Origin of the sequence: Actinacidiphila sp. DG2A-62, assembly GCF_035825295.1 — a bacterium.
GTDB lineage: Bacteria > Actinomycetota > Actinomycetes > Streptomycetales > Streptomycetaceae > Actinacidiphila.
This window is the reverse complement of the sequence record NZ_JAYMGI010000002.1, coordinates 4,927,251-4,951,198: the sequence shown is the minus strand read 5'-3', so window position 1 is coordinate 4,951,198 and position 23,948 is coordinate 4,927,251. Positions and strand designations below refer to the sequence as shown.

Annotated in this window: 20 protein-coding genes, 1 tRNA gene and 3 pseudogenes; 12 read left to right on the top strand and 12 right to left on the bottom strand. The window is 71.7% G+C overall.

All coding sequences use genetic code 11. From position 1 onward, the window contains the following. Nucleotides 1–4 precede the first annotated feature (4 nt). The 4 genes and pseudogenes from VSR01_RS22165 (at nucleotide 5) to fxlA (ending at nucleotide 4,219) form a co-directional block, all read left to right on the top strand. Nucleotides 5–1,123 (top strand): hypothetical protein, encoded by a 1,119-nt coding sequence (locus tag VSR01_RS22165; protein WP_326450909.1) that lies wholly within the window; start codon nucleotides 5–7, stop codon nucleotides 1,121–1,123. 130 nt (nucleotides 1,124–1,253) lie between these two features. Next, nucleotides 1,254–2,463: pseudogene (gene fxlM / locus VSR01_RS22160) on the top strand (methyltransferase, FxLD system); the annotation flags it as partial. 184 nt (nucleotides 2,464–2,647) lie between these two features. Then, nucleotides 2,648–3,878 (top strand): annotated as a pseudogene (fxlM, locus tag VSR01_RS22155) (methyltransferase, FxLD system). Between the two features lie 50 nt (nucleotides 3,879–3,928). Continuing rightward, entirely contained in the window at nucleotides 3,929–4,219 is a 291-nt protein-coding gene (gene fxlA, locus VSR01_RS22150; RefSeq protein ID WP_326450908.1) for an FxLD family lanthipeptide, read from the top strand. Between the two features lie 136 nt (nucleotides 4,220–4,355). Here fxlA and VSR01_RS22145 read toward each other — a convergent pair whose 3' ends face one another. Next, on the bottom strand, nucleotides 4,356–4,736 hold the full coding sequence (locus tag VSR01_RS22145) for a hypothetical protein (RefSeq protein ID WP_442785515.1): 381 nt from the start codon (nucleotides 4,734–4,736) through the stop codon (nucleotides 4,356–4,358). Between VSR01_RS22145 and VSR01_RS22140 the strand changes: the two are divergent. From VSR01_RS22140 to VSR01_RS22130, 3 genes and pseudogenes are all read left to right on the top strand, one after another. After that, nucleotides 4,735–4,905: pseudogene (locus VSR01_RS22140) on the top strand (helix-turn-helix domain-containing protein); the annotation flags it as partial. The gene VSR01_RS22145 and the pseudogene VSR01_RS22140 sit on opposite strands and share 2 nt — an antisense overlap. 197 nt (nucleotides 4,906–5,102) lie before the next feature. Next, nucleotides 5,103–5,387 (top strand): hypothetical protein, encoded by a 285-nt coding sequence (locus VSR01_RS22135; protein ID WP_326450907.1) that lies wholly within the window; start codon nucleotides 5,103–5,105, stop codon nucleotides 5,385–5,387. After that, nucleotides 5,384–7,000 (top strand): tyrosine-type recombinase/integrase, encoded by a 1,617-nt coding sequence (locus VSR01_RS22130; RefSeq protein ID WP_326450906.1) that lies wholly within the window; start codon nucleotides 5,384–5,386, stop codon nucleotides 6,998–7,000. Before VSR01_RS22135 ends, VSR01_RS22130 begins: the two co-directional genes overlap by 4 nt. A gap of 96 nt (nucleotides 7,001–7,096) precedes the next feature. Here VSR01_RS22130 and VSR01_RS22125 read toward each other — a convergent pair whose 3' ends face one another. Both VSR01_RS22125 and VSR01_RS22120 read right to left on the bottom strand, forming a co-directional pair. After that, entirely contained in the window at nucleotides 7,097–7,918 is an 822-nt protein-coding gene (locus VSR01_RS22125; protein ID WP_326450905.1) for a hypothetical protein, read from the bottom strand. 321 nt (nucleotides 7,919–8,239) lie between these two features. After that, nucleotides 8,240–8,313, bottom strand: a tRNA-Thr gene (locus VSR01_RS22120). A gap of 185 nt (nucleotides 8,314–8,498) precedes the next feature. On the opposite strand from VSR01_RS22120, the gene VSR01_RS22115 reads away from it, so the two are divergent. From VSR01_RS22115 to VSR01_RS22105, 3 genes are all read left to right on the top strand, one after another. Continuing rightward, on the top strand, nucleotides 8,499–9,617 hold the full coding sequence (locus tag VSR01_RS22115) for an ABC transporter ATP-binding protein (RefSeq protein ID WP_326450904.1): 1,119 nt from the start codon (nucleotides 8,499–8,501) through the stop codon (nucleotides 9,615–9,617). 152 nt (nucleotides 9,618–9,769) lie between these two features. After that, nucleotides 9,770–10,198 (top strand): hypothetical protein, encoded by a 429-nt coding sequence (locus VSR01_RS22110; RefSeq protein ID WP_326450903.1) that lies wholly within the window; start codon nucleotides 9,770–9,772, stop codon nucleotides 10,196–10,198. Between the two features lie 170 nt (nucleotides 10,199–10,368). Then, on the top strand, nucleotides 10,369–11,052 hold the full coding sequence (locus VSR01_RS22105; protein WP_326453756.1) for a nucleotidyltransferase family protein: 684 nt from the start codon (nucleotides 10,369–10,371) through the stop codon (nucleotides 11,050–11,052). A 208-nt stretch (nucleotides 11,053–11,260) separates the two neighbouring features. On the opposite strand, the gene VSR01_RS22100 is transcribed toward VSR01_RS22105, so the two are convergent. From VSR01_RS22100 to VSR01_RS22085, 4 genes are all read right to left on the bottom strand, one after another. Then, entirely contained in the window at nucleotides 11,261–12,871 is a 1,611-nt protein-coding gene (locus VSR01_RS22100; protein ID WP_326453755.1) for a DoxX family protein, read from the bottom strand. A 229-nt stretch (nucleotides 12,872–13,100) separates the two neighbouring features. Then, nucleotides 13,101–14,057 carry a 23S rRNA (guanosine(2251)-2'-O)-methyltransferase RlmB gene (gene rlmB / locus VSR01_RS22095; RefSeq protein ID WP_326450902.1) on the bottom strand — a complete coding sequence of 319 codons (957 nt, stop codon included), beginning with the start codon at nucleotides 14,055–14,057 and terminating at the stop codon, nucleotides 13,101–13,103. Between the two features lie 105 nt (nucleotides 14,058–14,162). Further along, a complete protein-coding gene (gene cysS / locus VSR01_RS22090; RefSeq protein ID WP_326450901.1) occupies nucleotides 14,163–15,554 on the bottom strand; it encodes a cysteine--tRNA ligase in 1,392 nt (463 codons plus the stop codon). Nucleotides 15,555–15,690: 136 nt separating this feature from the next. Further along, on the bottom strand, nucleotides 15,691–16,101 hold the full coding sequence (locus tag VSR01_RS22085; protein ID WP_326450900.1) for a Fur family transcriptional regulator: 411 nt from the start codon (nucleotides 16,099–16,101) through the stop codon (nucleotides 15,691–15,693). A 170-nt stretch (nucleotides 16,102–16,271) separates the two neighbouring features. Here VSR01_RS22085 and katG point away from each other — a divergent pair, with 170 nt between their 5' ends. After that, on the top strand, nucleotides 16,272–18,497 hold the full coding sequence (katG, locus tag VSR01_RS22080; RefSeq protein ID WP_326450899.1) for a catalase/peroxidase HPI: 2,226 nt from the start codon (nucleotides 16,272–16,274) through the stop codon (nucleotides 18,495–18,497). A 227-nt stretch (nucleotides 18,498–18,724) separates the two neighbouring features. Here the strand turns inward: katG and ispF are convergent, their stop codons facing one another. From ispF to VSR01_RS22065, 3 genes are all read right to left on the bottom strand, one after another. Further along, nucleotides 18,725–19,291 (bottom strand): 2-C-methyl-D-erythritol 2,4-cyclodiphosphate synthase, encoded by a 567-nt coding sequence (ispF, locus tag VSR01_RS22075; RefSeq protein WP_326450898.1) that lies wholly within the window; start codon nucleotides 19,289–19,291, stop codon nucleotides 18,725–18,727. Continuing rightward, a complete protein-coding gene (gene ispD / locus VSR01_RS22070; protein WP_326450897.1) occupies nucleotides 19,281–20,021 on the bottom strand; it encodes a 2-C-methyl-D-erythritol 4-phosphate cytidylyltransferase in 741 nt (246 codons plus the stop codon). The genes ispF and ispD overlap by 11 nt, the downstream gene beginning before the upstream one ends. A 244-nt stretch (nucleotides 20,022–20,265) precedes the next feature. Beyond that, entirely contained in the window at nucleotides 20,266–20,748 is a 483-nt protein-coding gene (locus tag VSR01_RS22065) for a CarD family transcriptional regulator (protein WP_033174074.1), read from the bottom strand. A gap of 473 nt (nucleotides 20,749–21,221) precedes the next feature. On the opposite strand from VSR01_RS22065, the gene VSR01_RS22060 reads away from it, so the two are divergent. Further along, nucleotides 21,222–21,800, top strand: coding sequence for a DUF461 domain-containing protein (locus VSR01_RS22060; protein ID WP_326450896.1), 579 nt, complete (start codon nucleotides 21,222–21,224; stop codon nucleotides 21,798–21,800). 76 nt (nucleotides 21,801–21,876) lie between these two features. Here VSR01_RS22060 and VSR01_RS22055 read toward each other — a convergent pair whose 3' ends face one another. Then, nucleotides 21,877–22,557 carry a response regulator transcription factor gene (locus VSR01_RS22055; RefSeq protein WP_127358923.1) on the bottom strand — a complete coding sequence of 227 codons (681 nt, stop codon included), beginning with the start codon at nucleotides 22,555–22,557 and terminating at the stop codon, nucleotides 21,877–21,879. Then, nucleotides 22,554–23,879, bottom strand: a complete 1,326-nt coding sequence (locus VSR01_RS22050; RefSeq protein WP_326450895.1) for a sensor histidine kinase — start codon at nucleotides 23,877–23,879, stop codon at nucleotides 22,554–22,556. Before VSR01_RS22050 ends, VSR01_RS22055 begins: the two co-directional genes overlap by 4 nt. Nucleotides 23,880–23,948 lie beyond the last annotated feature (69 nt).

The window sequence follows — 23,948 nt, the reverse complement described above, 5'->3', positions numbered from 1 at the left end:
AGCGTTGATCCCCGCGACAGCCGGCCGCATCCCCCTGGTCCGCCGCGCCAAGGCGCCCGCGCTCCCCCTGGGAGAACGCATCGACCACCTCACCGGCCTGAACTTCGCGCCCGCAAGCGCGGGCCATCACGACCTGGTGGCCCGCACCTGCGGAGTCCTCAACTACGCCGCGCTCATCGCCTCCGACATCGGCCTGCCCGACATGGCCGCCGATCTGTGCTGGCGCCAGCACCGGGTCTTCGCCGACGCCGGACGCCTGGGCGGGCGAACCGCCGTCATGTCGCTGATGCCACTGGTCAACCTCTCCCGGCTGCTGACCCGCAACGGCCGGGGCGAGGCCGCCTACGACCTGCTGGCCCGCCTCAACCACGCCGCGCGGCACCGGGAAAAGACGACGATCGACGGCCGCACCGTCGACCTGTCGCTTCTGACCGGCACGGACGAGGACCAGCGCACGGTGTGCCAGGAGCTCTACATCACGCTGCTCGTGGACGGCGCCCGCGCCCTTGCCCGCATCGGCCGGTGGACGGCAGCGGCCGACGCCATGGCCCAGCACCACGGCATCGGCAACCGCCTTCTCGACGGCAGACAGATCAAGATCATGGCCCTCATGGAACAGGGGCTGGACGAGCAAGCTCGCGACCTCATCGACGCCACACGGCCCACCGAGCTCTGGGAGACCCTCGTCGCCCAACTCCTGCGCGCCCACTGCCGACCAGCCCAGGCACCGCTTCCCCGCGCCGAACTCGACCAAGCCCGGCGCGCGGCTGCCGCACTCCTCACCGACCCCGAGCCGTCGACCGCCGTGTTCCAGACGCGTGCCGGCCTGGCCGCCCTGGAACTCGGCAGCAGCAGGTGCCGGCCGAGGGCGCTCGGTGAAGCCCTAGCCGACGCGGCCCGTCTCGACGCCCACGCCGCACGTGAGGTGCTGAACCACCCGCACGCCCGGGCACTCCTCAGCGCCGAGCAGGCAGGAACGCTCGGCTCGGTGGTCGAGGCGGCCGGTCTCGGCGCCGGCACCCTGTCCGCACGCCACCGGCAAGCCCTGTCCGAGTCCGTCGTCCTCGGTGAAGCCGCGCTGAAACGCCTCCTGCGGGACCACGACGAAGCCCAGGCCAGGTGAGCGATCGAGCACGCCGCAACCCGGCCCGCCCGACCATCCCCACCCCACCGCACCCACCGTCCCCGACCAGCTATAACCCGTCCGACCGAAAGGCCCGCACGTGACCACACCCCCCGCCACAGACCTCGACGAGGCCACCGCTCTGCGCCACCAGCTGGCCGACGAGCTCACCGCGGCCGGACACGTCGGCACCTCCGCGGTCGAGGCCGCGCTGCGGACCGTCCCCCGCCACCTGTTCGTGCCCGACGCCTCCCTCCAGGACGCCTACGCCAACAGCCCGGTCAGCATCAAGTACGACACCGACGGCACATCGATCTCCTGCGCGTCCCAACCCAGCATCGTCGCCCTCATGCTCGACCAGCTCGACGCGCAGCCTGGCGAACGCATCCTCGAACTGGGCGCCGGCACCGGCGACAACGCCGCCCTCCTCGCCCACCTCGTCGGCGACAGGGGCCACGTCACCACCATCGACGTCGACGACCTCGTGGAAGGAGCCCGCACCCACCTGGCCACCGCCGGATTCACCAACGTGCAGGCCCTGACCGCGACGGAGCGCTCGGTCACGCCGAGGGCGCACCGTACGACCGGATCATCGCCACCGTCGGCGCCCACGGCGTCCCCCACGCCTGGATGGAGCAACTCGCCCCCGGCGGACGGCTCGTCGTCCCCCAGCGCCTCAAGGGAAGCGTGTCGCGCTCCATCGCCTACGAACAGCGCCACGGCCGCTGGACCAGCATCAGCAGCAAGGTGAACACCTTCATGCCGCTGCGCAGGGGCATCGCCGACGACGACCGCCGCGTCATCCCCCTCAGCACCGACGGCACCGTGCGACTCCAGGCCTCGCAGGACAGCCCATCGACGCCGAAGCCCTGGCCGGCGTGCTGGACCAGCCGCGCACCGAGGAGTGGACGGGCATGACCGTCCGGGCCATGGAGTCGCCGGAGTGGATGGAGCTGTTCGTCTCCTGCTCCCTGCCCAGCGGCCTGTTCCGGATGCTGTTCCCCACCGCGGCCAAAGGCACGCTGCTCACCGACGACCCCTACCCCTCCTCCACCGCGGCCGTCGACAACGGCGCCCTCACCTACCTCGCCCGCCGCCCGCTGGACAAGACCAGGCCCGAGGGCGGCAAGCTCTGGGAGTTCGGCGTCATCGGCCACGGCCCCGGCGCCGACGAACTGGCCGCGCAGGTCGCCGACGCGATCCGCACGTGGGACCGCGACCACCGGGGCCGTGAGGCATCCTTCGAGATCCAGCGACTCGACGCACCCGCGAGCGAGCAGCGGCCCGGCCTCTTCGCCATCGACACCCCGCTGAACCGCATCGTTGTCCACTGGCGGTGACCCGCGTCCGGACCTGAGGGCCGGACTGTCCGGCGGTTCCCGCTCGTCGCCCGATTCCGCCCCGCTTGCCTGCCGCTCCCCGACCGCGTAGGGGCGCTCGTCGACCTCGTCAGCCCGGGCACTCAGGCTGGTCCCGCCGACCTGCGTGTCTCCTCACCACCGCCCAACGAAAGGCACCGCTTTCATGACGACCACCGTCGAACCCGACGACGCCACCCGCCTGCGCAACAACGCCGTCGACACCCTGCGCGACCGGGGCTGGATCACCTCCCGCGAGGTCGAAGCGGTGATGCGTAGGGTTCCGCGCCATGAGTTCGCGCCCGAGGCGAGCGTGCAGGAGGCGTACAACCCGTTCGCGGCGGTGATCACCAAGACCGACGAGCACGGTGTGCAGCTCAGCTCGGTGTCCGCGCCGCAGATCCAGGCCCTGATGCTGGAGCAGGCCCGCCTCTGCCCCGGGATGCGGGTGCTGGAGATCGGCTCGGGCGGCCTCAACGCCGCCTACCTCGCCGAACTCACCGGCCCCCAGGGCCAGGTCACCACCGTGGACATCGACCCCGCCGTCACCGACCGCGCCCGCCGCCTGCTGGACGAGCACGGGTACGGCCGGGTCACCGTCGTCACCGCCGACGCCGCCGAGGCGATCCCCGGCCTGGGCACGGTCGACGTGGTCATGGTGACCGCCGGCGCCTGGGACATCCCGCCCGCCTGGACCGACCAGCTCACCCCCGCCGGCCGCATCGTCGTGCCGCTGCGGATGCGCGGCCTGACCCGCTCCATCGCCTTCACCCGCGCCGGCGACCACCTGGAGAGCGAATCGGCGAAGATCTGCTTTCGTTCCCATGCAGGGCTCCACCGCACACCACGAGGACCTGCTCCTGGTCAACGGCACCCCGGAGATCGGACTGCGCTTCGACGACGGCCTGCCCACCGATCCCCGCCTGCTCGACAACGCCGTCACCCACCCCCGCCACGAGACGTGGACCGGCGTGACCGTCGGCCTCAGCGAGCTGCTGGACACCCTCCAGATGCACCTGGCCATCGCCCTGCCCGGCTTCTGCACCATGGCCGTCGACCCCGACCTGGACACCGGCATCGTCGCCCCGGCCAACAAGAGCTTCTCCCTGGCCGCTGTGAACGACACCGGCACCACCTTCGCCTACCTCACCACCCGCCGCACGCAGGACAACCAGCACGTCGAATACGGCGTCCACGCCCTCGGCCCCGACGCCGCCGCCTTCGCCCAGATCCTCACCGGCCACCTCCACGACTGGGCCGACACCCACCGCGGCGGCCCCAGCCCGATCATCCGCGTCCACCCCGCCGGCACCCCCGACGACCAGATCCCCGGCGACCGGATCATCGACAAGACCCACACCCGGATCTCCCTGTCCTGGCCGACCGCACAGCAGTAATCGCAGGCCGGAACTCCCGTACTGCCTCGACCCGACGGAAGGACATCACCATGACCGGCACCACCCTGACCACGGCACCCGGGTTCACCGACCTGGACGACGAGGACTTCGCGCCGCTGGACGTGAAGGTCGTGCTCGCCGCGCACCCGTTCGGCAAGCTCCAGTGCTCGACCGGCGACGGCTGCGGCGACACCTGCGCGAACGGGGCCAGCGCCCGGACCGACCGCTTCTGCGAAGCGGGCTACCTGCTGACCGAGAGCCTCCGGAACGACGTCCGCAAGCTCGACGACAGGGTCACCCCCTACCGCATCGTGGACGAGATCAGCGGAATGGCCTGGTGACTAGAAGTCCGAAGTATCCGCAGCGGGGGCCACACCAGCAGCAGCGGTCACAGCGCGCAGCCTTCTGTGTCGGACAGTGATCTCGCCGTCCACCCTACCGGCTCCCCCCTGTGGCGATCGGCGACGTTCTCCTCCGTCAGGCACACAGGCCGTGCTCGCTCCCGACGTCGTCAGTTCGGCTGGCGACCGCCGGCTGACGCTCTAGCCCGAGCAACTTCAGCAGGTCAGCCGTCACGACCCGGTAGGCGTTTCCCAGGCGGAGCACCCTGACCGGGTAGTCGCCTTGCCTGGCGAGCCCGTACCCGGTAGATCGGCCGATCATCAATGCACGGTTCGCGGTGTCGAGGTCGATGACCGCCGGCAGGCCGAGGAGTTCTTCGCCTGTCAGTCCGCGCACTTCACGCGCTGCTTTTAGTGCCTTCACGATGACCTCCTGACGGTTTCTGGCGCCTTGTGCGCGGTGAAGGTCTACCACAATGTTGCGGATGCACTTTTGATGACCATAAAGTGCAGTCATGACACAAGAGCGATGGCCAGCAGTCTTCACCGCACGCGTGGTCCAGGCGATGCGCGAGGCACGGCAAACCGCGGGCCTCACCATGGGCGATGTTGCCCAGGGCTGCGCTGACCGCGGTTACCCGGACGTCAAAGAGCAGACCATCAAGAACTGGGAAGGCGGACGCCGGGCCAGCATCACGATCGCCGATCTCGTCGTTCTGGCCGACGTCCTCGGCGTCCCCCCGGTCACTCTCCTCTTCCCCCTCGGCGCCGACGCCACCGTCGAGGTCCTCCCGGACCGGGAGGTCTCCATTTGGGAGGCCCTCGCCTGGTTCACCGGCGAAGCCCCCACCGACCAGCCGGCCCCCAGGGCAGCGCCCGTGAAGTGCTCGATCTCTTCCGGACCCACGGCGACCTCGTCGCCGCCGCCACCGCCTCGACCGCTCTGGCCAAGGAGCGGCGGCGCGAGGCCAGCACCACCCTGGACCGCGAGCGCAGAGCCACCCTCCTGGAACGTGCAGCCGGGTACGAAGAACACGCCTTCGAGGACTGCGCCGATCTGCGCGCCTTCCGCACCCGGATGCGCGATCGCGACCTCGTGCCCCCGCCTCTTCCCGACGACCTCGCGTTCGTCGACGAACCCGATGCAGCTGCGGAGGAGAGCGAGTGAAGAACGGCACCATAACCAGGCGGTGCCGGTGCACCGATCCCGAGACCGGCAAGGATCTCGGGGCGTCGTGTCCCAAGCTCCGGTCGCGGCGTCACGGAACGTACGGAGTCTTCCAGGAACTGGACCCAGCTCAGGACGGTCGCCGCCGCCGCTTTCGGCGAGGCGGCTTCGACACCTCCGCCAAGGCCAAGGAGGAGTTGGACAAGGTCCGCGCCCTCATGGCCATCCCCGAAGAGGACGACGCCTGGGGCAAAACGCAGATCAGCGACCTGCTCGAGAGCTGCGTCAAGGACAAGTCTCCCGTGCCGGACTACGACGAGATCCGCCGCCGGTTCCAGACCGGTCAGGCGCTGAATTCCAAGGTCACCGTGGGCGAGTGGCTGGACACCTGGCTGGCCGGGCGTAAGCGTCTACGCAAGTCAGGGTACGCACGCTACGAGTCAGACATCCGCATTCACCTCAAGCCCCACCTGGGGCACCTCCGCCTCGACAGGCTTCGGGTCCACCACGTCTCGGAGATGTTCGACGCCATCAACGAGCGAAACATCGAGATCCAGGAGCAGAACGCCCAGCGACGAGCGGTAGCGGACGAGCTGAAAGCTACTCCGAACAGGGGAGTTGAGAACCGGGCGAGGCGGAAGTGGCTTTCAGCCCAGCTCGACGCAATGCCTCCCTTCCGCCGGATCACCGGGTTGAACACCCAGCCCCGGATCCGCATCACCCTGCGCGCCGCCCTGAATGTCGCCATCGCCCAGCAGGTGACGCCCGCCTTCAATCCGGCAGCCCACGTCGAGCTGCTACCGGGGACGAAGCCGAAGGCCCTGATCTGGACCGACGAGCGCATCGCACGCTGGAAGGAGACCGGCGAGCGACCCTCGCCGGTCATGGTCTGGACTCCCCAACAGGCTGGTGCCTTCCTCGACTTCGTCGCCCAGGATCGCCTTTACATGCTCTGGCGGATCATCGCCTTCCGAGGCACACGACGCGGCGAAGCCTGCGGCGTCCGTTGGGAGGACCACTCCGCCAAGGCCGGTTCCTTGGCTATCGCCACCCAGCTTGTCCAAGACGGCTGGGACGTCTACGAAGATGCACCCAAGACCGCCAGCGGTGTGCGTTTGCTGGCCTTGGACGAGGAGACCAACACAGGTCTCCTCGCGCACAAGGCACGCCAGCAGCAAGAACGGCAGGAGTGGGGCGAAGGCTGGCAGGACACCGGCCGCATCTTCACCCAGGAAGACGGTTCGCTCCTCCACCCCGGAAAGGTGAGCGACCTCTTCGAGCGCCTCACCGGGGCCGCCGGCCTGCCCCCCATCCGGCTCCACGATCTCCGCCATGTCGCCGCCACGCTGATGCTGGCCGCCGGGGTCGACATCAAGGTGGTCTCCGAAACCCTCGGTCACTCCGACACTCGGATCACGCGGGACATCTACCAGTCCGTGCTCGACGACCTGGCCCGCGACGCTGCCGAGAAGGTCGTGCAGCTCGTTCCGCACCCCCGCAAACCGCTGGCAGCCGTCCACGATGAACAGGCAAATCCCAACACGGCTTCCCGGAGGCCGAGGATGGTGCCGCCACGTAGGAAGGAGGTGCCGAAACAGGACCGTTCCGCCTGACAGCGTGCGGAAGACGAGAGAGGAGCCCCGGTCAGAGGCAAGCTGACCGGGGCTCCGGCCTTTGTGGCGGGCCGATCCGCGTGCCTCCCTGAGCGTTCAAACGGGTTTGTCCACGACCGTCAGCAGCGCTGCTGCGATGGCGATCAACGCTCTGGCCTCGTCCAGGCTGTACGTGAACGCCGCTGTCACGGCGTCCGCATGAACAGATCCGCTGGCCTGGTCTTCCACAGCCGTGCGGATCGCCGCCCACCGCTCGCCCTGCCCACGCTGACGGGGGTCCTTGTTGAGAGGCCACGTCCACCCGCTGTGCAGCCGTACCCACTCCAGCGCCTGACGGGTTTCCAGAATCGCGCCGTCGATGTCCTTGTCCAAGAGCCGACGCTGGGCCGCGCGCAGATGCTGCGCAGGCTCAGCACGGGGGTCGTCCTCCAGCGGGAACGGCACCTGCATTTCGAAGGCGACCGAGGGGCCGAGCGCCGTGATCTGATCGGTCCAGCGGCTCTTGGCCACGCTGAAGCGCAGCACCTCCGTCGTACGGCCGGGATAGCCCGGGGCTTGCGGCAGCGTGCCGGTGACTTCCAGTTCCATCCGCAGGTCCCCGTCGCGGGCCTCATTGATGGCGTGGAGCTGGGCCGAGGTGATGAGGAACTTCAAGACCGGGCGCTCGACACCGGTCTCGGGAGTGAACGACAGCATCTCCGTCACCCGGCCCACGAGATTCCGCTGGTAAGAACCCCCGATGCCGTAGAGGTCAGCCTGCAACGCGAGGAACCTCCCCGCCTTCGTGGCGACGGGCGCCTTCACGTCCAGTCCCACCTGGAGGCAGATCGTGCCCATGCCTTTGAGAAGATGCACGCTCTCCTCCCGGACGCCGAGGACGAACTCCCCCACCTCCGCGTCGAAGCGCATCACGTTCACGACCAGAACCTCCACAACGAACTACAGACCTGCTGATTCTCCAATCAGGGCCGCGAGCCGCCCGCTCCATGGGAACCCCCCAAGAGATCTGGCGACACGGCGCTGCCGGAGAAGTGCGGACGCACCCGTGTGATCACCCCCCTCATCGCTCCTTGGCGACCGCCTGCTTGTCCCCGGGTCTGCACGCCCGCTGCACGCCTGTCCACCGGTTGTCCACCGGCGGCGATCAACGAACTCCCGCGAGGACCCGCTGCCTCCGCCGATCGGCGCGGGAAAGCAGAAAAGCCCAGGTCGGAAGCCATCCGACCCGGACCTCAGCGGAGCCCCCTGTCGGGTTCGAACCGACGACCTACGCTTTACAAGAGCGTCGCTCTGGCCAGCTGAGCTAAGGAGGCGCGAGAGGAAGTGTAGCGGGCGTGGCGAGGGGGGCCGGGGGGAAATCGTTGGCCGGGGGCTGGTGACAAGGGGGGTTCGGGCAGGTAGCGTCGCTGTTGGTCCGCTCACACCGGACTAGACCAATACCTTTCCTTTACTCGGATCGTCCGGCACGTTCCTGCCGGTGAAGGGACTGACCCCAGTCATGGCAACTGTCACGTTCGACAAGGCGACCCGGATCTACCCGGGCGGCGAGAAGCCCGCCGTGGACGGCCTGGACATCGAGGTGGGCGACGGCGAGTTCCTCGTCCTCGTCGGCCCCTCCGGCTGCGGCAAGTCGACCTCGCTCCGCATGCTCGCGGGGCTGGAGGACGTCAACGCCGGCGCCATCCGCATCGGTGAGCGCGACGTCACGCACCTGCCGCCGAAGGACCGGGACATCGCGATGGTGTTCCAGAACTACGCGCTCTACCCGCACATGACCGTCGCGGACAACATGGGCTTCGCCCTGAAGATCGCCGGCGTCAACAAGGCGGAGATCCGCACCCGGGTGGAGGAGGCCGCGAAGATCCTCGACCTCACCGAGTACCTCTCGCGCAAGCCGAAGGCCCTGTCCGGTGGTCAGCGCCAGCGCGTCGCGATGGGCCGCGCGATCGTCCGCGAGCCGCAGGTCTTCCTCATGGACGAGCCGCTGTCGAACCTCGACGCCAAGCTCCGCGTGCAGACCCGCACCCAGATCGCCAGCCTGCAGCGCCGGCTCGGCGTCACCACGGTCTACGTCACCCACGACCAGGTCGAGGCCATGACGATGGGCGACCGCGTCGCGGTGCTCAAGGACGGCCTGCTGCAGCAGGTCGACAGCCCGCGCAACATGTACGACAAGCCGGCCAACCTCTTCGTCGCGGGCTTCATCGGCTCCCCGGCGATGAACCTGGTCGAGGTCCCGATCACCGACGGCGGCGTGAAGTTCGGCAACACCGTAGTCAACGTGGCGCGCGACGCGGTCCAGGCCGCCGCCGACAAGGGCGACAAGACGGTGACCGTGGGCGTCCGCCCCGAGCACTTCGACATCACCTCCGGCGGCGCGAGCGGCCTGTCCAAGGAGGGCCCCGAGGGCCTGGCCGTGACCGTCAACGTCGTCGAGGAGCTCGGCGCCGACGGCTACGTGTACGGCTCCGCGGAGGTCGGCGGCGAGCACAAGGACCTGGTGCTCCGGGTCGGCGGCCGCGAGATCCCGGAGAAGGGCTCCGTGCTGCACGTCGTCCCGCGTCCGGGCGAGACCCACGTGTTCTCCACCTCCACGGGCGAGCGCCTGAGCGACTGACGCCGCGCCGCCGGCGCGGCACGTCGCATACATCAGCAAATCGGGCCTTCCGGGTGCGTTCGTCAACCGACGAACGCACCCGGCGGCATTTCACTCCCTCGTCGGAGTGACTAAATGTCGCCAAATCATCACCGGCCGCTACCATCCGATGCGTGAACCAGGTAGCACGCCGTCTCGGCAAGACATTCGCGCTCGTACTCCCGGTCGTTCTCGTGCTGTCGGGAACGCTCGCCGTCACCCGCGTCCCGTGGGCCGCCTCGTCGTCGGACGCGCAGATCCTCACCGCGTCCGCCAAGTCCCCCAAGGAGACCGAGGCGGAGCGCGCGGCGAAGGCCCCGCAGGAGGCCCTGCGCCGCCGACTCCTGGCGGAACTCCAGGAGAAGGACCCGGGCGCCGCCCTGACCGACCTCCAGGTCGCCATGGCCAAGCACCCCTCGCTCGCCAAGTACTGCACGTCCATCGCGCGTTCGCTGGGCCGCGCGGCGGTGGCGAAGTACGACGGGGCGACCAAGCGGGCGCAGGCGTGGTCCCGCCCGGTGTGCGACACCGCGTTCGCCACGGGCGTCGCCTCCGTCGGCTGACCCCCGGCGCGGTCCCGCCGCGGCCTGCCGGCACGCCGGCCCCCGGCACGCCTCGGGGCGTGCCGCCCCTCCCCGGGCGGCGCGCCCCGGTCGCATAGGGTGCGCTCCATGACGAGCGCCGACCACCCCCGACCCCCCGACCCGTCGCCACCGCGGTCACCCAGGCCGTCCTGCTCGCCGGCGGTCAGGGCTCGCGGCTGCGGCCGTACACCGACGACCGGCCCAAGCCGATGGTGGAGATCCCCGGCACGGGCACGCCGATCATCGGCCACCAACTGGCCTGGCTGGCCGAGGAGGGCGTCACCGACGCCGTGGTGTCGTGCGGGCACCTCGCCGAGGTGCTGCAGGAGTGGCTGGACGCCGCGCCGCTGCCGCTGAACGTCACGACGGTCGTCGAGCACGAACCGCTGGGCCGCGGCGGCGGGCTGAAGTACGCCGCCGCGTCGCTGCCGCGCGCCGACGAGCCGTGGTACGCCACCAACGGCGACATCTGGACGCGCTTCTCCCTGCGCGAGATGGCCGCCTTCCACGAGGAGCGCGACGCCGCGGCGACGCTCGCGCTGGCCCGCCCGCGCATCCCGTGGGGCGCGGTGGAGACCAACGAGTTCGGCCAGGTGCTGGACTTCATCGAGGCGCCGCCGTCGCCGTTCCTGATCAACGCGGGCGTGTACGTCTTCGCGCCGGAGTTCACCTCGCTGCTGCCGGACCACGGCGACCACGAGCGTACGACCTTCCCCCGGCTGGCCCGCGAACGGCGACTGGCCGGCTTCCCGATCCCGCAGGGCGCGTACTGGCGGGCGATCGACACCGCCAAGGACCTCAGCGAGGCCGCGAAGGAACTCGGCGCCCGCTGAGCCCTACGAGCCCGGGCCGGCCCCGTCCGCCCCGCGCCCGCGCCGCACGCCACCGTACGAGCCCGGACCCGCGCCGCACCGCCCTGCCGCACGCCACCGTACGAACCCGGACCCGCGCCCGCGCAACGACGAGCGGGGCCGGGCCCGTCAAGGGCCGGCCCCGCTCACCTCACCGCCCACGACGCCGTGCGCGGCGTCACGCGCGGCGTCACGCCGTCGTCGGGGACCCCGATCCCGCCGGCATCCCGAGCAGCCCGCTCGGCGCGTGCAGCCCGAGCAGGCCGCCGATCGCGCCCTGGCTGGGCTTGGGGTCGGCCGGCGGGGGCGGCGGGGGCGCCTGGGTGGGCGCGGAGGTGGCGGGCGGCTGGGCGCCGGAGCCGCCGCTCGAACTCGAGCCGCCCGATCCGGACCCGGAGCCGGAGCCGGACCCGCTCGGCGTGCTGCTCGAACCGCCGCCGGAGTGCGTGGGCGCGGTCGTGCCGCCCTGCGAGGCCGCGTGGTGGGTGGGCTGCGACGTGGCCGAGGGCTCGGTGCTCTCCTGCGCGTGGTGCTTCTTCTTGTGCGCCGACGCCGAGGGCGAGGGGGACGCGCCGTCGCTCTGGCCGCCGGAGACCTCCGGCAGCGGCGAGCCGGGCAGGTTGTTGGTCGGCGTGACCGCCGGACCGGGCCGGTCCTCGTGCCCGGTGCTGGCGCGGACCGCCGCGCCGAGCACCGAACCCACCAGCAGCGTCAGGCCGATGACCACCGTGGCCAGCACGGCGCCGCGGCGCAGCACCCGCCGCCGCAGGTCCCACAGCGTGACCCGGGGGCCGAGCCGCCGCCACGCGTCGCCGGCCAGGTGGCCGTCGACGGAGTAGACCGGCGCGCCGGCGATGATCAGCGGGCTCCACGCGGCGAGGTAGATGAAGTCCGGCGCGTCGTAGACCGGCACGGTCCGCCAGCTCACGGTGACCAGCAGCGCGATCGACAGGCCGGCGCCGAAGACCGCGGCGATCCGCTGCCACAGCCCGCAGACGGTCAGCACGCCGACCACGACCTGGAGGAAGGCGATGCTCAGGCCCGCGCCCACCGGGTGGCTCAGCGCGGCGTCCCGCAGCGGCTCGGCGACCTTCCAGGGGTGCAGCGAGGTCAGCCAGGTGACCATCGAGCCGCGCTTGCCGCCGTCGAAGTAGACGCGGTCGCACAGCTTGCCCATGCCGGCGTAGATGCAGACGAAGCCGAGGAAGACGCGCAGCGGGAGCAGCACGATGCCGAGGTTCATCCGGCGGCCGGGGTACCAGGCGTGCTTGACCGGCTCGCCGCGGCGGTTGCGGGGCCGCCGCTCCGCCTCGGGCGCGCCGGGCAGGTCCCGGCCGGGGCCGCGCACGCCGTCGCCGTACGGGTCGGGGCCGTCCGTACCGGGGCCGTACCGGTCCGAGCCGTCGCCGCCGGTCCAGCCGACCGCGGGCTCGTCGGCGGCCCCGGGCCGCAGGCCGTCCGCGGCGGGCGCGCCGCGCTGGCCGACCACGGTGGGCGCGGCGGGCGGCAGGACGGACGTCTCGTCGAGGCGCGGCAGCACCTGGGTGGCCGCGCCGGGCTCGGTCCTGCGGACCGCCTGGAGCAGTTCGCCGGCCAGGGCGTCGCCCGGCGCGCCCTGCCCGGACCACACCACGGGGGCGCGGCGCCGGCCGGCGCCCTGCGGGACGACGGGAATCCTGGCGGTGTCGGCGAGGCCGTCGCCGCCGAGGCCGAGGGCACGGGTCGAGGTCGCCCCCAACCGCACCCGGAAGCTCGCATGGTTGACGATGACCTGGGCGGGATCGCTCGGAACCCGAGGCATCGTCAGCACACGCTCGTCGAATCCGGGCGCCCCTCCCCCGAGGGAGTGCGGGGTGTTCTGGTGTCCACACTCATCTAACCGAGTGACACACCGTTTAGAAACGGCTTCGCAGCGTGCTTGCTGTCGGAGCCCCGACAAAGCCCCGCGACCCGCGGCCCAACCCGCGACCGGCGCCACGGGCCGCGCCACCGCCCGCCCCGACGGGCCCGCGACCCGCGCCCCGCCGCCGCTACGCCCTGCGGCGCGACGCCTCGTACAGCACCACGCCCGCCGCGACGCCCGCGTTCAGCGACTCCGCGCCGCCCGGCATCGGGATGCGCACCCGCAGGTCGCAGGTCTCGCCGACCAGGCGGGACAGGCCCTTGCCCTCGCTGCCGGCGACGACGACGACCGGCCCGGACAGCAGTTCCAGGTCCTGGAGTTCGACCTCGCCGTCCGCGGCCAGGCCGACCACGGTCAGCCCGGCCTTCTGGTACGCCTCCAGGGTGCGGGTCAGGTTGGTGGCCCGCGCCACCGGCACGCGCGCCGCGGTGCCCGCCGAGGTCTTCCACGCGCCCGCGGTCATGCCCGCCGCGCGCCGCTCGGGCACCACCACGCCGTGGCCGCCGAACGCGGCGACCGAGCGGACCACCGCGCCCAGGTTGCGCGGGTCGGTGACGCCGTCCAGCGCCACGATCAGCGGGTCCTGGCCGGCGTCCGCGGCGTCGGCGAGCAGGTCCTCGGGGTGCGCGTACTCGTACGGCGGGATCTGCAGCACCAGGCCCTGGTGGTTGAGCCCCGCGGTGAGCCGGTCCAGTTCGGGCCGGGCCGCCTCCATCAGCGGCACGCCGCGGTCGGTGGCGAGCTTGAGCGCCTCGCGCACCCGGTCGTCGTTGTCGATGAACTGCTGGACGTAGACCGCGGTCGCCGGGATGTCCGCGCGCAGCGCCTCGACCACGGGGTTGCGGCCGACGACGAGTTCGGCGGTGGACTTGGCGCCGCGGCCGGAGGGCCGCCGGGACTGCGCGGAGACCGCCCGCTTGGCCTGGGCGGTGGCGATGCGGTTCTTCTTGTGGCCCTTGCGCATCTCGGCCGGCGGCGTCGGGCCCTTGCCCTCCAGAGCCTTGCGGCGCTGGCCGCCGCTGCCGACCGTGGCGCCCTTCTTGTTGGTCGTACGGCGGTTCCTGCGCTGGCTGTTGCCGGCCATGGGACTCTCACTTCGTCGGTCAGGCGGAAAACTACGGCGTCCACGGGCGTAGCGGCCCGGCGCGCGCCCCGCGCCCGGCGGGGCGCGGCGGGCCCGGCGGAGCGGTCAGCCCCGCAGAGTCCAGCGCGATCCGGTCGGCGTGTCCTCGATCTCCAGGCCCGCCTGGACCAGTTCGTCGCGGATCGCGTCGGCGGTCGCGTAGTCCTTGCGGGACCTGGCCGACTGCCGCTGGTCGAGCACCAGCCGGACCAGCGAGTCGACCACGCCGTGCAGGTCGTCGCCGCGGTCGGCGCCGGCCCAGTGCGGGTCGAGCGGGTCCAGGCCCAGCACCCCGAGCATCGCACGGACCTCGGCCAGCCGCGCGACGGCGGTCTCCTTGTCGTCCGCGGTCAGCGCGCTGTTGCCCTGGCGGACGGTGGTGTGCACGACGGCCAGCGCCTGCGGCACGCCCAGGTCGTCGTCCATCGCCTCGGCGAAGGCCGGCGGCACCTCGGCGGCCGGCTCGACCGGCCCGGCCTTCTCGATGACCCGCTGCACGAAGCCCTCGATCCGCGCGAACGCCGCCTCGGCCTCGCGCAGCGCGTCCTCGCTGTACTCGATCATCGAGCGGTAGTGCGGGGTGCCCAGGTAGTAGCGGAGCACGATCGGCCGCCAGCGCTTGACCATCTCCGAGACCAGCACCGAGTTGCCGAGCGATTTGCTCATCTTCTCGCCGCTCATGGTGACCCACGCGTTGTGCACCCAGTACCGGGCGAACGCGTCGCCGTACGCCTTGGACTGGGCGATCTCGTTCTCGTGGTGCGGGAAGATCAGGTCGATGCCGCCGCCGTGGATGTCGAAGGCGCCGCCCAAATACTTGTGGGCCATCGCCGAGCACTCCAGGTGCCAGCCGGGCCGGCCGCGGCCCCAGGGGGTGTCCCAGGACGGCTCGCCGGGCTTGGCGGCCTTCCACATCGCGAAGTCCCGGGGGTCGCGCTTGCCGGTGTCGACCTCGCCCTCGGTGGCCCGCAGGTTGTCCAGCTCCTGGTTGGACAGCTCCAGGTAGCCGGGGAAGGAGCGCACGTCGAAGTAGACGTTGCCCTCGGCCTCGTACGCGTGGCCGCGCGCGATCAGCCCCTGCATCATCTCGATCATCTCCGGCACATGGCCGGTGGCCCGCGGCTCGTACGTGGGCGGCTGGCAGCCCAGCGCGTCGTAGCCGTCGGTGAAGGCGCGCTCGTTCTCGTAGCCGATCGCCCACCACGGGCGGTGCTGCTCGGCGGCCTTGGCGATGATCTTGTCGTCGATGTCGGTGACGTTGCGGACGAAGGTGACCTCGTAGCCGCGGTAGCGGAACCAGCGCTGGAGGATGTCGAAGTTCAGGCCCGACCTGATGTGCCCGATGTGCGGGGCGGCCTGCACGGTGGCACCGCACAGGTAGATCGAGACACAGCCCGCGGTGAGCGGGACGAAGTCACGGATCTGGCGTGCGTCGGTGTCGTACAGGCGAATGGTCACGCCTCAAGGGTATCGGGCCGGGGCGGCTGCCCGTGACGGCTCCGCGCATGCGGGGCGACGGGCAGGTGAGCGACGGCTACGCGCACGCCCCGGCCCCGCGTGACGGCTGCACGCGCTCCCCCGCCCCGCACTGCGGCTATGCGCAGTCCGGGCAGAGCCCGCGGTAGGTGACCTCGGCGGTGGAGACGGTGAAGCCGAAGCGCTCCGCGGCCGGCAGGTCCGCCAGCGGGTCGCCCTCGGGGTGCACGTCGCGGATGGTGCCGCAGCCGGAGCAGACCAGGTGCTGGTGCGGGCGGCGGGCGTTGGGGTCGTAGCGCCGGGCGCGGCCGTCGGTGGCGACCTCTATCACCTCGCCGAGCGAGACGAGTTCGCCCAGGGTGTTGTAGACCGTCGCCCGGGAGATCTCGGGCAGCCGCTGCGAGGCCCTGGCGTGCACCTCGTCGGCCGTCAGATGCACGTGGTGACCGTCGAGCACCTCGGCCACGACACGCCGCTGGGCGGTCAGCCGCCAGCCGCGTCCGCGCAGCCGGTCCAGCAGGTCGCTCATATCGGATCACCTATCCAGCTCGGCGGGACACCCGAACTTTACCAGTCCTCGTCCGATTTATGATCGAATACGGAGTTGGCGCTCTTCTTGACTTGGACAGTGTCCATCGTAGGATCGACACTCGGTGAGAGCCAAGGGGCCGGCACGACTCGGCAGGAGACGGGAATCCCATGACTGAGAACCACGACGCAATCGTCACGGACGCGAAGGCGGAGGGCGGCGGCTGCCCGGTCGCGCACGACCGCGCCCCGCACCCCACCCAGGGCGGCGGGAACCGCGAATGGTGGCCGGAGCGGCTGAACCTGAAGATCCTCGCCAAGAACCCCGCGGTGGCCAACCCGCTCGGTGAGGACTTCGACTACGCCGCGGCCTTCCAGAGCCTGGACCTGGCGGCGGTCAAGCGGGACATCGCCGAGGTGCTGACCACCTCGCAGGACTGGTGGCCGGCCGACTTCGGCAACTACGGCCCGTTCATCATCCGGATGGCCTGGCACAGCGCCGGCACCTACCGGATCAGCGACGGCCGCGGCGGCGCCGGCGCCGGCCAGCAGCGGTTCGCGCCGCTGAACAGCTGGCCGGACAACGCCAACCTGGACAAGGCCCGCCTGCTGCTGTGGCCGGTCAAGAAGAAGTACGGCCAGAGCCTGTCCTGGGCCGACCTGCTGGTGCTGTCCGGCAACGTCGCGCTGGAGACGATGGGCTTCGAGACCTTCGGGTTCTCCGGCGGCCGCGAGGACGTCTGGGAGCCGGAGGAGGACGTCTACTGGGGCCCCGAGCGCACCTGGCTCGGCGACGAGCGCTACACCGGCGACCGCGAGCTGGAGAGCCCGCTCGGCGCGGTCCAGATGGGCCTGATCTACGTCAACCCCGAGGGCCCCAACGGCAACCCGGACCCGATCGCCGCCGCCCGCGACATCCGCGAGACCTTCCGCCGGATGGCGATGAACGACGAGGAGACCGTCGCGCTGATCGCCGGCGGCCACACCTTCGGCAAGACCCACGGCGCGGGCCCGGCCGACAACGTCGGCCCCGACCCCGAGGCCGCCGGCCTGGAGGAGCAGGGCCTGGGCTGGCGCAACAGCTACGGCACCGGCAAGGGCGCGGACACCATCACCTCCGGCCTGGAGGTGACCTGGACCAGCACGCCCACCCGGTGGAGCAACGGCTTCTTCGACAACCTCTTCGGCTACGAGTGGGAGCTGACCGAGAGCCCGGCCGGCGCCAAGCAGTGGAAGCCGAAGGACGGCGCGGGCGAGGGCACCGTCCCGCACGCCCACGACGCGACGAAGAAGATCGCGCCGGCGATGCTCACCACCGACCTGGCGCTGCGCTTCGACCCGGTCTACGAGCCGATCTCGCGCCGCTTCCACGAGAACCCCGACCAGTTCGCGGACGCCTTCGCCCGCGCCTGGTACAAGCTGACCCACCGCGACCTGGGCCCGAAGTCCCTGCACCTGGGCCCCGAGGTGCCGGCCGAGACGCTGATCTGGCAGGACCCGCTGCCCGAGGCGGACTACGAGACCATCGGCGCCGAGGACGTCGCGGCCCTGAAGGCCAAGCTCCTGGACTCCGGGCTCACCGTCTCGCAGCTGGTCACCACCGCGTGGGCGTCGGCCTCGACCTTCCGCGGCAGCGACAAGCGCGGCGGCGCCAACGGCGCCCGCATCCGCCTGCAGCCGCAGAGCGGCTGGGAGGTCAACAACCCGGACGAGCTGGCGCAGGTGCTGCGCGTCCTGGAGGGCGTCCAGCGCGACTTCAACGCCGCCTCCGGCGCCAAGAAGGTCTCGCTGGCCGACCTGATCGTGCTGGGCGGCGCCGCGGCGGTCGAGAAGGCCGCCAAGGACGGCGGGGTCGAGGTCGAGGTGCCGTTCGCCCCGGGCCGCGTCGACGCGACCGAGGAGCAGACCGACACCGAGTCCTTCGAGGCGCTGGAGCCCCCGGCCGACGGGTTCCGCAACTACCTGGGCAAGGGCAACCGGCTGCCGGCCGAGTACCTGCTGCTGGACCGGGCGAACCTGCTCACCCTCAGCGCCCCGGAGATGACCGTCCTGGTCGGCGGCCTGCGCGTGCTCGGCGCCAACTACGACGGCTCCAAGCTGGGCGTCTTCACCGAGACGCCGGGCGTGCTGACCAACGACTTCTTCGTCAACCTGCTCGACCTGGGCACGACGTGGTCGTCGACGTCGGCGGACCAGACCTCGTTCGAGGGCCGCGACGCGGCCACCGGCGCGGTCAAGTGGACCGGCACCCGCGCGGACCTGGTCTTCGGGTCCAACTCCGAGCTGCGCGCCCTCGCGGAGGTCTACGCGAGCGACGACGCGAAGGAGAAGTTCGTCAAGGACTTCGTGGCGGCGTGGGTGAAGGTGTCGAACCTGGACCGGTTCGACGTGGCGTGAGCGCGCCGCGCGGGGCGCTCGCGCACCGCGCCGGCGTGACCGCGCGCCGCTGAGCCCGTCGGGGCCGGCCCTCCGGGGCCGGCCCCGATGCCGTTCGGGCGGCGCGGGGGGCCGGGCACGGCCGCCGTAAGGGCGCGCGGGCGGGCGGGGGCGTCGTACGGGCGGACCGGGGCGGGCTCAGGCGGGCTCAAGCGGACCTTGGGCGGGCAGGCGGACCCCGGGCGGGCTCAGGCGGCGCGGGCCACCAGCGCGGTCGCGACGGCCGCCAGGCCCTCGCCGCGGCCGGTGAAACCCAGGCCGTCCGTGGTGGCGGCGCTGAGCGCGACGGGTGCGCCGACCGCGGCGGACAGCACCTTCTGCGCCTCCTCGCGGCGCCGGCCGATCTTCGGGCGGCGGCCGATCACCTGGACGGCGACGTTGCCGATCACGTAGCCCTCGGCGCGGACGATGCGGGCCGCCTCGGTGAGCAGCGCCACCCCCGACGCGCCGGCCCACTCGGGCCGGTCGGTGCCGAAGTGGGCGCCGAGGTCGCCGAGGCCGGCCGCGGAGAACAGCGCGTTGCAGGCCGCGTGCGCCACCACGTCGGCGTCGGAGTGCCCGGCCAGGCCGGGACCCTGGTCCTCCCACAGCAGGCCCGCGCACCACAGCTCGCGGCCCTCCTCGAAGGCGTGGATGTCGGTGCCGACGCCGACCTGCGGGAGCACGACCCCCGGCGGGAGCGCGGGCGTCGCGCCGGCCGCGTCCGCGGACACGGGCTCGGGCCGGGCCCCGGGTCCGGGCGGGTCAGTAGCCATCGGTGGCCCTCCTGCGCGCGAGCACGGCCTCCGCGAGCACCAGGTCCAGCGGCCTGGTCACCTTGAACGCCTCCTCGTGCCCCGGCACGACCAGCACCGGCACGCCGAGCCGCTCGACCATGCCCGCGTCGTCCGTGACGTCCTCGGTGACCGTGGCGTGCGCCTTGGCCAGCGTGGCCAGGTCGAAGCCCTGCGGGGTCTGCACGGCGCGCAGCAGCGCCCGCCGCGGGGTGCCGGTGACCTCGCCGGTGTCCGGGTCGACGCTCTTGACGGTGTCGGCGAGCGGGATCCCCGGGACCACGGCGGGCGCGCCGGCGCGTACCGCGTCGATGACGCCCTCGACGGTCTCGACCGGCACCAGCGGGCGCGCCGCGTCGTGCACCAGCACCACGTCGACGTCGTCCGGCAGCGCGGCCAGGCCCAGGCGTACGGACTCCTGCCGGGACTCGCCGCCCGGCACCACCCTTATGTCGGTCGACTCGGGCAGTCCGTGCGCGTCGAGCAGCGCTCTGACCTCGGCGGCGCCCTCCGGCGGGGCGACCACGACGAGGACCTGCACGGCGCGGGCGCGCGCCATCGCGCGCACGGCGTGCACCAGGATCGGGACCCCGCCGAGGGTGCGCAGCGCCTTGGGGGCGCCGGGGCCCAGCCGAACTCCACGTCCGGCGGCGGGAATGACTGCTGCGGTACGCAGGTTTGTGTCCTTGTATGAGATGGGTATCGCACTCAAGGTGCGGGGTGGGCGCTCTCCCTGATCCCTTCCGTGACGACAGGGAGCAGCAGGCGGCACCACCGTATCCGAGTGCCGGCATGCCGCGGCACCCGGTCGTCCGCGTGTGGTACGCGACCGGGTGCCGTAGCAGTCCCCCGTGGTGGCGGGGGTTTGCGTCAACGTATGTCGGGAGCTGCGGGGGGATGTGGGTTCGGCACACCCTCACCGGGGCGCGACACGAGAACGTCCGGAGGGGACGGTCTTACGACGCGAGGACTTCGTCGAGCAGCGCTTCGGCCTTGTCCTCGTTGGTGTTCTCCGCGAGGGCGAGCTCGCTGACCAGGATCTGCCGCGCCTTGGCGAGCATGCGCTTCTCGCCGGCCGACAGGCCGCGCTCGCGCTCACGACGCCACAGGTCACGCACGACTTCCGCGACCTTGATGACATCACCGGAGGCGAGCTTCTCCAGATTTGCCTTGTATCGGCGGGACCAGTTGGTGGGCTCCTCGGTGTACGGCGCGCGCAGCACCTCGAAGACCCGGTCCAGACCCTCCTGACCGACCACGTCGCGTACGCCGACGAACTCCGCATTGTCCGCGGGCACGCGTACCGTCAAGTCGCCCTGGGCGACCTTGAGCACCAAGTAGGTCTTGTCCACGCCTTTGATCTGGCGAATTTCGATGGCCTCGATCAGCGCGGCCCCGTGATGGGGATAGACCACGGTGTCGCCAACCTTGAACGTCATGTGACAGGTACCCCTTCCGTGGCTATCCAGGGTAACACGGGAACGGCCTCTTCTGAATGGCGTTTTCGCAGGTCAGGGCATATCTCGGGGCTTGACAAGGGCCCCTGCGTCGTGCTGGAGGGTGCACCCGCGACGAGGTATCCGCAGGTCGGAGCACATATTCGAGGACGCTGAAACGCGGGCGTTACAGACCTCGAAGGCCCCGAACAAGGGGCGATACGTCCACCTTTGTCCCTCCCGAGTGAGTGAGTCGTCGCTACTCCGTTCGGGTTCTCGGCCGTCGAAGATCCAATTTTGCGACATCATGGAAATCGCGCGCCGCCGCCCGCGGACGGGCGGCGGGAAGTGATCACGCGAAGTGATCACGGCGGTGGTCACGCTAAAGGGCGGGCCCGGTGCGCGGGCCGCGGGGGGCGTCGGTAATCTAAGGCCGCCAGAAGATCTTTCCGCCCTGCCCAAGGAGATGCGCCGCCGTGGTCCGCAGCTTCCGTCGCGGCGCCGTCGCCGCCGTCCTCGCGCTCACGCTCGCACCCCTCGCCGCCGCCTGCGCCGCGGGCAACGACGCGGCGACCCTGGAGGTCGAGCCCGACAGCGCGTCGGCGAGCGCCGGCCCGGTCAAGGTGCAGAACGCCTTCGTGCTCACCCAGGACAGCGGCCCGGCGACGGTCACCGCCCGGCTGTTCAACAACGGCTCGTCCGCCGAGACGCTGCAGTCGGTGCAGCTGTCCGGCGGCATCAGCGCGACGCTGACCGGCAGCGGCGGCGGCCAGGGCGTCACCGTCCCCGCGCACGGCAGTGTGCTGCTGGGCGGCAAGGGCAACCCGGCGGCGACCATCGACACCGGCAGCGAGGCGCTGCGCGACGGCGACGTGCAGAACGCGGTCTTCACCTTCAGCGACGCGGGGCCGGTCACCGTGCTCGCCAACGTCCTGCCGTCGGCCGGCTTCTACCAGCCGTACGGCCCCAGCCCCACGGCCTCCGGCGGCGCGACGACCACTCCGGGCATCCCCACGCCGTCCAGCACCCCCACCTCCGCCCTCCCCACCACCTGACAGGCGCTGACACGGAAAGGCCGCCGGGCGCCCGTACGGACGCCCGGCGGCCTCGCGCGCGGCCCCCGGCCCCGGCCTACGGCTCGAACTTGTAGCCCAGCCCCCGCACCGTCACCAGGTAGCGCGGCGCGCCCGGGTCCGGCTCGATCTTGGCGCGCAGGCGCTTGACGTGGACGTCGAGGGTCTTGGTGTCGCCCACGTAGTCCGCGCCCCAGACCCGGTCGATCAGCTGCATCCGGGTGAGCACCCGGCCGGCGTTGCGCAGCAGCATCTCCAGCAGGTCGAACTCCTTCAGCGGCAGGTCCACCTTGCCGCCGCCGACCGTCACCACGTGCCGGTCCACGTCCATCCGCACCGGGCCCGCCTCCAGGGCGGCCGGGGAGATCTCCTCGGGCTCGCCGCGGCGGCGCAGCACCGCGCGGATGCGGGCCACCAGCTCGCGCGAGGAGAACGGCTTGGTCACGTAGTCGTCCGCGCCTATCTCCAGGCCGACGACCTTGTCGATCTCGCTGTCCTTGGCGGTCACCATGATCACCGGGACATTGGACTTCAGCCGCAGCTGGCGGCAGACCTCGGTGCCGGGCAGCCCCGGCAGCATCAGGTCGAGCAGGACCAGGTCGGCGCCGTTGCGCTCGAACTCGTCCAGCGCGTCGGGCCCGGTCGCGGACACGGCGACCTCGAAGCCCTCCTTGCGCAGCATGTAGGACAGCGCGTCGCTGAAGGACTCTTCGTCCTCCACGACAAGAACGCGGGTCACGGAAGGACCTCCGGGGCGGGGATGTGTTCGGGGAGGGTCTGGAAAAGCTGGTCTTCGGAAGGGACGTCCGGCTCGTCGGCCGGCTCGGCGTCGCCCTCGTAGGCGGCCTCGGCGTCGGGGTCCAGGCCCGGCGGCAGCGCGCGGTCCTTGGCGATCCCGGCCTCGGGCAGCCGCAGGGTGAAGGTGGAGCCCTGACCCTCGGCGCTCCACACCGTGACCTCCCCGCCGTGCGAGGCGGCCACGTGCTTGACGATGGACAGGCCGAGCCCGGTCCCGCCGGTCGCCCGCGAGCGCGCCGGGTCCACCCGGTAGAAGCGCTCGAAGACCCGGTCGCGGTCCTTCTCGGAGATGCCGATGCCCTGGTCCGTGACGGAGATCTCGATGAGGTCCCCTCCCCCGGAGCCGCCGGGCGCGGCGATGCGGCGCCCGGCTATGCCGACCCTGGTCCTGGCCGGGGAGTAGTTCACGGCGTTCTCGACCAGGTTGCCGAGGGCGGCGGCGAGCTGGCCCCGGTTGCCCCAGATGAAGAGGTCGGGGGTGGTGCCGGTGGCCATGGTGATCTGCTTGGTGTTGGCCTGGTGGCGGCAGCGGTCGACCGCCTCGGCCACCAGGTCGTCCACGGCGACCGGCTCGGCGTCGTCGAGCAGGTCGTCGTCCTGGACCCGGGACAGGTCGATGATCTCCTGCACCAGGCTGGTCAGCCGGGTGGCCTCGATCTGCATCCGGCCGGCGAAGCGGTTGACCGCCTCCGGGTCGTCGGCCGCGTCCATCACGGCCTCCGACAGCAGCGACAGCGCGCCGACCGGGGTCTTCAGCTCGTGGCTGACGTTCGCCACGAAGTCGCGGCGGACCGCCTCGATGCGGCGGGCCTCGGTGAGGTCCTCGACCAGCAGCAGCACCAGCCGGGAGCCCAGCGGCGCGACCCGGGCGGAGACCGCCAGGCCCTCGCCGCGCGAGGCGCCGCGGCGCGGCAGGTCCAGCTCGACCTGCCGTATCTCGCCGTCCCGCCGGGTCTCGCGGGCCATCTGGAGCATCTGGTCCACGGCCAGCCGGCCGCCCCTGACCAGTCCGAGCGCGTACGCGGCCGAGCTGGCCTTGACCACGGTGTCGCCCTCGTCCAGGACGACCGCCGACGAGCGCAGCACCGACAGCACGGTGTCCACGCCCGGCGGCAGCACGGCCGCGCCCTGTTCGGCCCGCACCGCCGTGCGGGTCGGGCGGGCCTGCTCCCGTTCGCTCCAGCGGAACGCGAGCACGGCGATGACGCCGGTCAGCAGACCGGCGATCGCGCTGGCTGCGGCGACTGCCGCGTTCACGTCCACGGCTCCAGGTTAAGTGGCCTGTTCAAGCAGTCCACAAGCCTGTGGGACAGCTCTCGGATGTACGTTGCC